Annotated in this window: 11 protein-coding genes and 4 tRNA genes; 2 read left to right on the forward strand and 13 right to left on the reverse strand. The window is 66.1% G+C overall.

Going from position 1 to position 10,736, the window contains the following annotated elements; genetic code table 11:
- Positions 1–32 precede the first annotated feature (32 nt).
- The 6 genes from ACSLTV_RS30705 to ACSLTV_RS30730 all read right to left on the reverse strand — a co-directional run bounded on the left by ACSLTV_RS30705 (position 33) and on the right by ACSLTV_RS30730 (position 5,840).
- Positions 33–842, reverse strand: coding sequence for a hypothetical protein (locus tag ACSLTV_RS30705; protein WP_435613296.1), 810 nt, complete (start codon positions 840–842; stop codon positions 33–35).
- Complete coding sequence (locus ACSLTV_RS30710) at positions 823–2,349, reverse strand: phage portal protein (RefSeq protein ID WP_435613297.1); 1,527 nt, start codon at positions 2,347–2,349, stop codon at positions 823–825. The genes ACSLTV_RS30705 and ACSLTV_RS30710 overlap by 20 nt, the downstream gene beginning before the upstream one ends.
- Positions 2,350–2,362: 13 nt before the next feature.
- Positions 2,363–4,009, reverse strand: coding sequence for a terminase (locus ACSLTV_RS30715; RefSeq protein WP_432158653.1), 1,647 nt, complete (start codon positions 4,007–4,009; stop codon positions 2,363–2,365).
- A 79-nt stretch (positions 4,010–4,088) separates the two neighbouring features.
- Entirely contained in the window at positions 4,089–4,553 is a 465-nt protein-coding gene (locus ACSLTV_RS30720) for a hypothetical protein (protein WP_432158654.1), read from the reverse strand.
- 195 nt (positions 4,554–4,748) lie between these two features.
- The gene (locus ACSLTV_RS30725; RefSeq protein ID WP_435613298.1) at positions 4,749–5,348 is read right to left on the reverse strand and encodes a DNA primase; all 600 of its coding nucleotides are present in this window, start codon (positions 5,346–5,348) and stop codon (positions 4,749–4,751) included.
- A gap of 255 nt (positions 5,349–5,603) precedes the next feature.
- Positions 5,604–5,840: a hypothetical protein gene (locus tag ACSLTV_RS30730; protein WP_435613299.1), complete on the reverse strand. Its 237-nt coding sequence runs from the start codon at positions 5,838–5,840 to the stop codon at positions 5,604–5,606.
- 355 nt (positions 5,841–6,195) lie between these two features.
- Here ACSLTV_RS30730 and ACSLTV_RS30735 point away from each other — a divergent pair, with 355 nt between their 5' ends.
- Positions 6,196–6,462, forward strand: coding sequence for a hypothetical protein (locus ACSLTV_RS30735; RefSeq protein ID WP_435613300.1), 267 nt, complete (start codon positions 6,196–6,198; stop codon positions 6,460–6,462).
- 57 nt (positions 6,463–6,519) lie between these two features.
- Here ACSLTV_RS30735 and ACSLTV_RS30740 read toward each other — a convergent pair whose 3' ends face one another.
- The 6 genes from ACSLTV_RS30740 to ACSLTV_RS30765 form a co-directional block, all read right to left on the reverse strand.
- Positions 6,520–6,846 (reverse strand): hypothetical protein, encoded by a 327-nt coding sequence (locus ACSLTV_RS30740; protein ID WP_435613301.1) that lies wholly within the window; start codon positions 6,844–6,846, stop codon positions 6,520–6,522.
- Between the two features lie 96 nt (positions 6,847–6,942).
- Positions 6,943–7,015 (reverse strand) — tRNA-Pro (locus ACSLTV_RS30745).
- Positions 7,016–7,053: 38 nt separating this feature from the next.
- Positions 7,054–7,139, reverse strand: a tRNA-Ser gene (locus tag ACSLTV_RS30750).
- 3 nt (positions 7,140–7,142) lie between these two features.
- Positions 7,143–7,217, reverse strand: a tRNA-Leu gene (locus tag ACSLTV_RS30755).
- A gap of 161 nt (positions 7,218–7,378) precedes the next feature.
- A tRNA-Gln gene (locus tag ACSLTV_RS30760) sits at positions 7,379–7,450 on the reverse strand.
- Positions 7,451–7,557: 107 nt separating this feature from the next.
- Positions 7,558–7,779 carry an endonuclease domain-containing protein gene (locus ACSLTV_RS30765; protein WP_435613304.1) on the reverse strand — a complete coding sequence of 74 codons (222 nt, stop codon included), beginning with the start codon at positions 7,777–7,779 and terminating at the stop codon, positions 7,558–7,560.
- On the opposite strand from ACSLTV_RS30765, the gene ACSLTV_RS30770 reads away from it, so the two are divergent.
- Complete coding sequence (locus tag ACSLTV_RS30770) at positions 7,696–8,298, forward strand: hypothetical protein (protein ID WP_435613306.1); 603 nt, start codon at positions 7,696–7,698, stop codon at positions 8,296–8,298. The two genes, ACSLTV_RS30765 and ACSLTV_RS30770, sit on opposite strands and share 84 nt — an antisense overlap.
- A gap of 633 nt (positions 8,299–8,931) precedes the next feature.
- On the opposite strand, the gene ACSLTV_RS30775 is transcribed toward ACSLTV_RS30770, so the two are convergent.
- Complete coding sequence (locus ACSLTV_RS30775; protein ID WP_435613302.1) at positions 8,932–10,707, reverse strand: recombinase family protein; 1,776 nt, start codon at positions 10,705–10,707, stop codon at positions 8,932–8,934.
- Between the last annotated feature and the right edge of the window lie 29 nt (positions 10,708–10,736).

The following is a 10,736-nucleotide window of genomic DNA, read 5'->3' on the forward strand; positions in this document are numbered from 1 at the left end:
CCCTGTCGGGTGTCGTCGGCCCATGCCGGGCGTCAGGTCGGAAGTGGGATGTCGTCAGGGCCGGTGAACCGCTGGCCCCGGAAGCCGAGTACGGGGCCAATCTCCCCGTGATCCCGAGCGATGATGATCTTTCGGTAGTCGACCGCGCGGCCTCCGCGGTCGAAGGTTCCGAGGGCCGCCTCAACGGCGTCGTGAATCTGGTTCAGGCGGTCCTCGTCGATGATCTGACCGGGGTCGTAGTCGGCAGTCACCGTCTTCGGCTCGCAGTCACAGCCCGGGTGGATCGGCATCAGATCTTTCTTGTGGTAGCGCTGCGTCGACGCGATCAAGCAGAGCGCGCAGTCGTACTCACCGCGCAGTTCACGGATGTAGTACTCCACGCCGTCCTGCTGCGCGGTGACCGCCTTGAAGGTGTGGGTCCGCGCTAGCTGAAGATCTGTCTTCGTGATCGTCTCCAGGCGGCGAGCGCCCCGATCGGTTGCGACGTCGAGGGGCTCACCGTTGCTCAGCGCCGTATAGACCTCGACGAACGGACGCTCGTAGACGTCGACCGGGTCCACGCCGCGGAGGGCTTGGCCGGTGACCGTGTCCAGGTCGAGACTCACGCGTGGTCCGCGCTCCCCCATGTCCCGGTAGAGCTGTTCGAGATACGACGTCGTCAGACTGGCTATCTGCCGCTCCCCAGCGAGGATGATCGGGAGCGTCGTGCGACGGAAGCGCGCGGCGTCGGCGTCACGCCAGGATCCGAGTCCGGCCCATGAGCGGTTCACCCTGCCCAGCACGCTCGCCCACACGCTCCGGACCGACGCACCGTAGCGTCGGTCAAGCCGCGTTAGCGTCATCGTTCTCCGCCCCTCGCCCGATCACGGTCCGCTGGTCGCGCCGTGTGCGTGCGTCGTTGAGGGAGGCCGGAGGCGGAGCGGTCGGGTCGGTCGCCGTCTGCGCGTTCATCGCATCGGTGGCCCGGTCGACCTCCATACGAGATATCTCCGTCGGCGTGTAGCCCATGTCTTCCATGCGCTGACGCCACGGGACGCCGGCCGTTGCCTTCTTCGCAGCAGCGTCAGCAAGTTCCGCGATGCTGCGAGACTCCGGGTCACGCCAGACGGTCTCGGCGGACCACGCCGTCGCACGGCGCTCGTCGCCCAGCACGCGGAAAGCCAGGCGCATGGTCTGTTCCCACGACTCGCCGTAGTTGCGCTGCCGGTCGCGGACCTTACTGACGAGGCCGGTCTCCGCGGCCTTCAGGGCGTCGCCACTGACGTTGACCACGGCGCCGATCAGGTAGTGCGGAGGCGTGCGGCTGATGGCAGCGAGATCCTGGACGGCAGCCTGAACGGCTGAGACGTACGGCTTCAGGTCCGTCGCCGCGAACTCGCCGAACTTCGTCTCGGGATCGCCCGACGTCCACAGGCTCTTGATGTCCAGCTTGTACGGCTGGAGCTTCTCGCCCGTCAGTGGGTCTTCATCGACTTCCAGGCCAGATGCCCACCGCTGACGGAAGGCGCCGTACTTCATCGCCGCTATGAGGTTGATCAGTGAGAGGTTGATCCGGTTCTGAATGCTCAGAACGTCCTCGTGCTCAGCGAAGCCGTCGAAGCGTCGGTTCCGTCGGTTCGTGAAGACGCCGAATGGGACGGTCAGCAGCTCGTTCGGTCGCTCGCCGTCGCGTGCGTTGGGGAGCGCCATGGCGTCCCAGCCGCGGAGTTCAGCAGCCCTACCGGTGAAGACGGGGCGATCTGACTTGGTCGTGAAGTCGTAGATCCGGTTCGGCAGCCACAGCGTCGCCCTGGTGGTGTTGTTCCAGTCGTCGCGCCACATCTTCAGGCCGGCCGCCAGTTTGCGTCGGCTCCCCTGCGCGTACTCCACGGCCACCTGCCGTGGCGTCTCGTGCGTCAGGACCGGTCGCCCGTCGTCGCCCTTCTCAACGAGGACGAACGCCCGTCGCTGCGAGAGCGCGCCATAGTGGACGAGGTCCGCGTCAGCGTCGAGGCTGTTCTCCTGCCAGATGCGGTTTGCGTCGGTGTCCGCCTTACGTGCGTCTTCGCTGTCATCGTCCGGCTCGCCGAAGCGGAAGCCGTCGACGTGCAGCCGCTCCGCGGGCGAGTCGATGACCAGCGACGCCCAGTTGGTTCGAGCGTCGCGCATCCACTCCGCAGCCTCCCGCGGATCCACGCCCGGGACACGAGGGAGGGGCGCTCGGTTCTCGGCGTACCGCTTCAGGGTGTCGAGTCCCGGCTCCGTCTCGCCGTCCTCGTCCGTACGGTCGTCCCGCTCGTCGAGGAGCTTCTTCCCGAGACGCTGGAGCCACCATCCGGGAGACTCCACCCTCGATGCGTCGATAGGCACTTGCGGACCTCCCTCAGAAGGCAACTAGTCGGTTGGAGCGCTTCTTACGCTTCGTGATTCCTGCGGCGACGGCATCCGCGCGACACTCGTAGGCGAGTACGGCACTCATGGCGGCGTCGATCTTCTTCGGCGACTTCGCGTGCTCCTTCGCAATACCCATGTGATTGCGGCCCATCTCGCGCCGACGAGCGTTGAGGACGTGGCGCGTCAGGCGCGCGCCTAGCTGGAGGTAATCCGACGAGACGTCGGGGTCCAGCGACTCCGCGTGCGAAAGCGCCTTGTCCTCCACGGCCTCCATGAAGCGGTCAAGGGCCGACTCCATGGCGGAGGGGCGGTTAGTCCACCACTCCAGCGGGGCCTTCTGCGTGGCTCGTACCTGGAGGCGCTCCCCGAAGTCGGCAGTCCAGCGGTCGACGTAGTCCTGCCAGTGCGGCGGGTCGCAGTAGAAGCCGCAGACCTCGAAGCGGTCGAAGGCGCGTGCAACAGCGGCGTCAACGGCCACGCGGTCGACCTGCCAGCCCTCGCCCTCAGCACCTTCAGGCTTCTCCCAGACTCCGAGGAGCATGAGATGACCGTCGGAGACACGACAGGCAACAAGCGCCGTGGCGTCGTCCTTAATGGAGCCGTCAAAGCCAAGCGTTACGAGTTCGCCGGGGGCTATCTCCTCGTCGCGCCGGCAGAGTGCCCATGCGTCGGGGTCCATCCACGCGTTTGATGCGACGGTGCGGGAATTGAGGAAGTATCGGCGGCCGTCAGCACTGTCGTTGCGGGTGTCGTAGAAGTCGTCAACGAGCGCTTCAAGGTCCATCCACTCCATGGCGTCGCCGTAGGCGTCGACCAGAGCGGCCCGGAGGGCGTCCTCGTCCTTCAGGTTCGGGCACTCGCCCCAACGGTGGTCGTACATGAGGCGGGCACGGCCACGCTTCTTACGACCGTCGCGGATGGCTTCCGCTTCCTCGTACGTGCGCTCAGCGACGGAGTCCTGCCCGGGGGCGAACATGGTCGTCGTTTCGAGGTACCACGGTTCCGCGAGCCGCTTGCGCTTGCGGAGGTTACGAGTCACTGTGGCGTACATGCGCCGCAGCTCAGGCGTGTTGTAAAGGTGCGTCTCGTCGAAGACGACGAACGTCTCCTTACCGCCGTCCTTCGAGGAGCTGGACGCGGTTGACGGGGTGATCTCTCCCCCGTCGGGGAGGTTGATACGGGTGATCCCGACGTCAAGGCCGGGAATGGACGAGAGGAGCGACGCCTCGTCGGTCAGGTTGAAGTGGACGGTGTCGAAGACGTTGCCGGTTTGGCCTTCCTCCGTGGCCATGATCCGGATGTACGGAACAGACACGGGGCGGCCCATGGGCTCGCCGGGTTCGTAGACGTACTCGAAGCCCAGCCCCCACGGATCGCGGTAGACCTCTCCGCCCTCCGCCCAGCCGGCGAAACGGGCGGGGCCAAGAGCCTCAAAGAGCGCCAGGCGCGCGCCTAGGCCCGACTTGTCGCAGCCCTTCGGGCGGGAGAAGAAGGCGGAGTCGTAGAGTCGTCGGCCGTCGTTCTCTCCGCCCTCGTCGAGGCCGTAGCAATCGACGACGAAGCCTGTGTACTCATCGCCGTGACGCACGGGCATACCCTGGACGTCGCCAGGGCCGTGTACGACGAAGTACTCCATCCATGCGACCGCTAGCCACCCGAGGGAGCGGTTACGGTCGTGACCGGGGGCGCGCACTATTGCGCGCGGCATCGGTCCCCTATCCGGTCAGACGAGCGCGACGAGAGTTGATGTCGCTCACGTTGTCGGGGCGCTGTGCGGACGCCTGACGGGCGTTCCGCGGCTCGTCGACCTTGAGCTTCAGCCGGGCTCTGTCCTCCGGCGTAGCGCCGAATTTCGCGGCACGGAGACGGACCTCAGAGGCGAACTCCCAGCGGCCCTTAGCCCACATCGTGTGGTGCATGAGCGCGGTGTCGATCAGGAAGTCCCAGTCGGTAGCGACGAAGGTCTGAGCCATCGGCGATGTGCGCCACGACTCCCACCACGCGACGGTGCGCGGGTGCCACTCGACGACTTCGCCAGTCTCCTCGTTGACGCCCAGAACGCCGTTAGGAAGGTCGGGGCCGCGGATCTCGTCGTCAGGGGTGACGACTGTTTCCGGCTCCGTGGCGTTGCGTCTGCGGCGCTTCGATGGGTCCTTGGGGGCGGGTCCACGGCCGGCCATCAGTAGTTCCGATCGTTGATGAACGTCAGGGGCTCACGGCGGAGCATGACCTCGATCATCGGTGCGATGTCTTCGGCGGATAGCACGTGCGTCTCCGCGACACTGCCGTCAGGGCGCTCTATGACCTCGTGGTCCGGGTGCGCGCACATGGGGTACCTCCCGGGTAAGGACGGCCGACGCCGCCCATGTCGGGAGCTACGCCGTCAGCTTGGAAACCACCGCGGAGAGGTCCGCGAGGATGGACGGGGAGGAGCCATGTCGGCGCCCCGTCATTGCGATGTACCGGCCCGTGCCGTAGACCTCCACGGCCGTGCCGTCGGGGCGTCGGATGCGCCGTCCCTGTCGGACGTGCGCGCGGCCCCAGATGTGCAAGCCGTCACCGGACGGGGAGACCTCTACGTAGGTGGCCCCCGCGTCGCGGAGAATGGCTGCGGCCCACGGGGCGAGCTGCCCGGTGAGCGGGTTCAAGCAGTGGTCCAGGTCCAGGCACATGACGTCGTCCTCGTCGGAGAGGACGAAGCCCAGACCGACGCCGGCCGTCGAGGAGACGGCGTCCTTGTACGTGCTCCACGTCCGCGGGTCCGTCGACGAAGCCGCCGTGCCGACGACAGTCAGGGGGGCCTTCTTCGCGTCGCGACGGACCCACCTGTCGCGGGTCGTCAGCTCTCGGGGAGTCGCGTCGTTCTTCGCCGCGCGATGCGCAGCGACACGGCAACGCGTTGAACAGAAGCGCGCCCGGTGCGAGTGTCTCGCCCCCAGGTGCTCCGCGCACCGCTCGCATTTCCGTGTGTTCATGGGTGCCATTCTAGTGCGGCCGGTAACGGTAAAACAAGGTCTGACCAGGGTGTTCTTAGCGATCAGCGTGCGTGGATCGCTGTGCGCCCGCCTCCCGTTTCGGGGTCGGAATCAGTCCGGGCGGCCGACGTTCGGGCCTCCAGCGGACGCCTGTGAGCGCCTCGGCCACATCCCCCAGACCCGTACAGACAGCGAGGCCCAGCACCTTGACGGTCTGGAGATCGCCCCGGAGGGGATCACCCCCCTGGTCTGTGGCTAGTCGATCTTGGCCGCGAAGCCGGCGCGGGACTCGCGACGATCACCGTCTGCGAGTTCGCCCTTGATCTCCAGGCGGCTGGGGACGAGCGTCAGCGTGATCGTCGTGCATGTCTGATCATGACCAACGCTGATCTTCGGCGCTCTCGCGAGCCGACCAACGTCGGTGCCGTTCACCAGCACCCGCGTCACCACCACGCCATCAGCGCCCGTGTCGTCGGCTTCTTCCAGCACCACGTGAGCACCGTTCATTGATCAGTCCTCCAGTGCTGGGTGAGTCTGCTTCGGCCGCTCTGTACGCACGCGCGTGAGGGCTGCTGCTCGTCCGCCCTCACTGGCGCTCTTCCTGGCGTGGCACCAGCCGCACAGTGCCCGCAAGTTCCCGTCGCTGTGGTCGTCCCCAGCGACGATGTGGTCCACGTCCGTGGCCTCTCGCCCGCACAATCGGCCGTCGGAGAACCGTGCCTGACAGACGTGGCCGTCGCGACGCAGGATGCGACGCCGGATGCGGGGCCAGTCCTTCGGGAGGCGTGAGCGCCGAGCGCTGCCGTGCCACGCCATGAAGCCGCTCCTCCCGCTAATCTGTTCGTCCATGGGGCTCTTCAAGAGGCGCTCTACGTCGGCCGCAGACAAGGCGGCAGAGACGGCGTACAAGCGCGGGGACACGATCTACGTCCGCACCGTCCACGCGGTTCCGGGACGCCCGGACGGCGGGCTGGCACAGGTCATTCAGCGCGTAGAGGCGGCCGGCTGGAGGCTGGAGCATCAGCACGAGGACGTGCGCGTCGACCATGGCTTCAGGCAGCGCTATTGGACGCTGACCTTCCGGGCCAACCCAAACCTCCCGGCGTCGCCCTGACGTAGCTCAGCCCCGCACGCGGGAACTCTCCTCCGCGGCGGGGCTGCGTCGTGGTCGTCAGATGCGGATCGGCATCAGGGTCAGCTCCGCGTTGTCCACGTCGATCAGAAGCTGACCGCCGTACTCCTGCGGCGGGAACGGGCCGAAGAGCTGCTCCTCGCCGATGGTCAGGGTCTCCGTTCGCGGGGTCACGGCGAAGCCGTCGACGGTGCGGGCGAGGCGGAAAGTCACGGTGCGGTCCACGGTGCTGCCCGTGTTCTTCACGATGACGCCGACCTGGCCGTCGTTCATGACGTAGTGGTTGTTCGCCGGGTCGCCGGGCGTCGGGGTGAGCGTGACGCCGTCGCGGCTGGACTGGGTTACGGCGATCTGTGCGCGTGGCATGGTGCCTCCGGATGGTGTTGATGGATCCGGCAGGCGTCGCCGTCTGCTCTGCCTCCGGCGGAGCCCTGAGACCGGGCTGTCCGGTCGCCGGATGAGTCGGGACGGGAGGATTCGAACCTCCGACTCCCCGCTCCCAAAGCGGGTGCTCTGACCTCTGAACTACGTCCCGAAGAGCGGCTGAGTGGCCCAAAGGCGGGTCAGCCGTCGTGGCGGAAGGTGAGGGAGTCGAACCCCCAACGGCCGAAGCCGTGACGCTTTTCGGGAGCGCTTGGCACGCCAATGCCCGACCTTCCAAGTACCGCACGAGGGATTCGAACCCCCAACCTCCTGATCCTGAATCAGGCGCCTCTACCAAGTTGGGCCAGTGCGGCAAAACCCCGCCCACAAGGGACGGGGTGGGTTGTTGCTGTCCGGGTCCCGCCGTCGGACAGCCGCACCGGGTCACGCGGGGACTCCGGATCGCTTCCGTGTCCTCGTCGGGCGGTGCTACATCGGGCGTGCGCTGCGCAGTCGCGCACGGGACGCCCCTCTGCTCCCCGCCCTGGATTCGAACCAGGACTACCCACTCCAGAGGCGGGCGTGCTGCCGGTTGCACCAGCGGGGAATCGTCCGGACCGTGAGGCCCGGGTGTGGGGCGTCGCGGACTCCGTCCCACACCCTCTGTGCGCGGCAAGTAGCTCCGTCCCGGCGCCTCGCGCTACAGCAGTCGACTCACGCTGCCAAGTACGCAGCCGCAGCCGTAAGAATTTCGGGGTCATCGCGGAGGTGACCAATGCCTACGTTGCAGGGCCAACACAGAAGCCCGCGAACGCAGTTCCCACAGGACTTCGCAGCGTCGGGGCAGCACGAGTGATCGTGGTCAACCGCGAGTTCTCTGCCCGCCGGGTCGAGGTGTCCGCACACTGCACAAACACCTCCTTGCTCAGCCAACATCGCAGCGTACTGGTCAGCGGTGATGCCGTACTGGCGCGAGAGGTACTCATCCCGCAGGCACCGCTTGCAGTGGCTTTGCAGCCCATCACGGCTCTTGCCGGATACAGAAAAGTCATCTTCGTGTTTCCAACCACGACACCTCCGGCACTGCTTGCGCCCGTACTCGTCTCGCGTCGTGGAGGAGCGTTGTGCGCGCAGCGCGGTCAACTGTCGGCCGTCGGTTCTCTGAGCCGCGTGACCCGAGCAGAGGCCGTACGCAGAGTGGGGCCGGGCGCACCCATCAAACTCACACTGCGCTCCCGGAGCGCGCTGAACACGCAGTTCGGTCAGCTCCTGCCCCTTCTGGTGCTGCTTGTAGTGACCTCCACACAAGCCAACGGACTGTACGGGCTTCTCGCAACCCTCAAACGCACATTCCGCATCGAGCTTCGCGTGCCAAGTCCATCGCTTCGGGGTCAGCGGAAGTCCTTTACGCTGCTGCTCGTAGTGCGTCCCGCACAGTCCTCGTCGAATCCGTGACGTGGAACCGCAACCCTGGAAAGAACAGACACGCGTGTCACTCATGTTGCCCACCCCTAAGAGAACGTCGAGCAGCCCCGGCGCTTAGGGACACCGGGGCTGCTCTTGACGCGGGGATCAGCCGCGTCCGCCTATGCGGTTGTGTCTCGTCCTCCGCGCCCTAAGTCCATGCGGAGGGAAGTCTTGGACGGCCGGACCGCTGCAACCGCGCTCAACCCGGAGGAGAGGGCGGGGAGCGACGTGGGAGCGGTGCCGGCCGTCGAGGGAGGGAGAGCGGAGCCGCGCCATTCGCCGGCGTCGCACGTCCTCCCCCTCCTACTACTGTTATGGGGCGCATGTGACGCGGGAACGATCTTGGTTGCGGGTGGCGGACAGACCGCATGCCAAAGTGTCGAACTAACCCGTCTTTTTCTTTCTCTCTAACGCGCGTTAAGAGAAGTAGAAAGTAGGGGTTAGTTCGACACTTTGGCATGCAGAACGACCCAGCAAGCCACGCTCAGTGACCGCACAGCCCTAACGCATCACTCTCCGCAGTTATCCACACCTGCCTGTGGACGAGGAGGGCGCTACTCGACGTCGGGGAGGCGGCTGGACGAGGCGCCATGCCGGTTGATCCAGCCGCCCCAGGGCCCGCTAAGCCGTTACCGACTCGTTATCTTCATCGCTCCTCTCCGGCGTCGCCCACTCGATCTCCACCCGGCCGTTGACCCGGTCCCAGGATGAGCCCCGCCTCGTCGTGTTGGGGTTCACGATCACTCTGTCCGCGAAGAGGGCCAGGAACGCACGTCGCTCCGGTACGTCCCACCGGTCCCAGAGCCCGCCCGGCTCCATGGGGTCGCCGTTGTCCGAGTCCGCGGCCCATTCATCGAGGGGGAGGCGCGTAGCGGTCGTCACGGCTGCCTTCAGTTCGTCGATCCGGGCCACACAGCGGGCCTCGTGCTGTTGGTACTTGAGAATGGTCTCCTTGAACGCCGCACGGCCCGTGGTGCCTTCGTAGAGGCCGTCCCTACGGTCCTGGTACAGCTCCTCCATACTGCTCTGGACGTGGTGGAGCTGTGCTTCCTGCTCGGCTAGTTCTGCGGCGGCCTCAGGGTCGGCCCCCTGAACGGCAAACCGCTCCGCGGCTGCCGCGAGGATGTCCACGTCGTCATCGTTCTCAGGGTCGAGCGTCGCCACCTTCGCCCAGAGGCGCGTGGCTACGACGTTGTCCGTGTCTTCCATGGCGATCCGAACCACGTGCTTCGCGACGTCACCCACCGACCGGCGCAAGTTGCACACGTACGTGCCGTTCATGTTGCTGACGGTCATGCCGGCTCCGCACAGACCGCACCGCAGAACACCCCAGGAACCGAGGAACGTCATGGTCCCCGCGCGGTCCACGCGGCGGGTGCGCTTCCGGCCATCGAGAAGTGCCTGAAGGTCGTACCAGCGCTTCGGCGTGATGAAGCCTTCGTGCGGGCGTACAGGTTGTCCCTGCTCGTCGCGGAGGATTTGGCGCCGTCGCGTCTTGGGGTCCACGGGGCCGATGGCGAAGCCCGCCAGCCGGGGGTCACGAAGGATGCGGCGGACGACCTGATCAGACCACTCCAGCTTTGCCGTGTCTTCCGTACCGTTCTTGCGCCTCTTCTGGGCAGCCGCGATGCGCGCCTTCGCGGCCTCCTCGTCGAGACTTGCGAGTGGCGTTCTGGCTCCGCGTCCCGTCATGCGGACCGCAATGGCGTTTTCGGTCAGGCCCGATTCTGCGGCCTCAATGATCTCCATGACGTTGTCAGCCGGCGTCGACTCCGGGCCGATTTCGGCGTCACTCGTCTGCCCTGGCTTCAGCAGTCGGACCGTGAGGCCGTCAACATTGACCGGCTCTGCTTCGAAACCGTAGGGGACCGGGCCGGAGGAGTGGGAGCCCTTTGCCTTCAGGGCCGCGAAGGCGTCGCGGATGAATTTCGATTTGTTCTTGGATTCCTGGTGCGCCAGACCCGCGATAAGGGCGAAGAACGCGACGCCGAACGGGTTGTCGTCCGACGTGTTGATGAACGGCTCTTGCGTCGAGACGAGTGCGACGCCGTGACTGGCCAGCTCCTGTTGAATCTTCATTGCCTCTGCCGCGCCCTGACGGGTGAGCCTGGAGAGCATGTAGATCACTACGACGTCGAACTTCCGCTGACGGGCGTCCTCCATCAGCCGTTCAAAATCGGGCCGGTAGACGTTAGGGTCGTAGCCGGACAGACCCACGTCTTCGTAGTGCCCTACGTGACGCCAGTTGTCTTGGGAGTTGATGTAAGCAACCCCCTTGTCCTTCTGCATCTGCGGGGATGCCTGACTGTCCGTCTCGCTCTTGTGGCTCTGCCGGCCGTACGTGACTGCCCTGACCATGTCTGCGTGGTCCCTGTCCCCCAGGGCGATAAGCTCCATGGGTAGATGGTAGTTGAGAGACCGGTTCT

The sequence above is a fragment of the Streptomyces sp. bgisy159 genome, assembly GCF_965341775.1.
Taxonomy (GTDB): domain Bacteria; phylum Actinomycetota; class Actinomycetes; order Streptomycetales; family Streptomycetaceae; genus Streptomyces.

Coding starts and splice junctions, on each gene's coding strand:
- ACSLTV_RS30705 (WP_435613296.1), bottom strand. CDS start 842: ATGACGCTAACGCGGCTTGACCGACGCTACGGTGCGTCGGTCCGGAGC.
- ACSLTV_RS30715 (WP_432158653.1), bottom strand. CDS start 4,009: ATGGAGTACTTCGTCGTACACGGCCCTGGCGACGTCCAGGGTATGCCC.
- ACSLTV_RS30720 (WP_432158654.1), bottom strand. CDS start 4,553: ATGGCCGGCCGTGGACCCGCCCCCAAGGACCCATCGAAGCGCCGCAGA.
- ACSLTV_RS30725 (WP_435613298.1), bottom strand. CDS start 5,348: ATGAACACACGGAAATGCGAGCGGTGCGCGGAGCACCTGGGGGCGAGA.
- ACSLTV_RS30735 (WP_435613300.1), top strand. CDS start 6,196: ATGGGGCTCTTCAAGAGGCGCTCTACGTCGGCCGCAGACAAGGCGGCA.
- ACSLTV_RS30740 (WP_435613301.1), bottom strand. CDS start 6,846: ATGCCACGCGCACAGATCGCCGTAACCCAGTCCAGCCGCGACGGCGTC.
- ACSLTV_RS30765 (WP_435613304.1), bottom strand. CDS start 7,779: ATGTTGGCTGAGCAAGGAGGTGTTTGTGCAGTGTGCGGACACCTCGAC.
- ACSLTV_RS30775 (WP_435613302.1), bottom strand. CDS start 10,707: ATGGAGCTTATCGCCCTGGGGGACAGGGACCACGCAGACATGGTCAGG.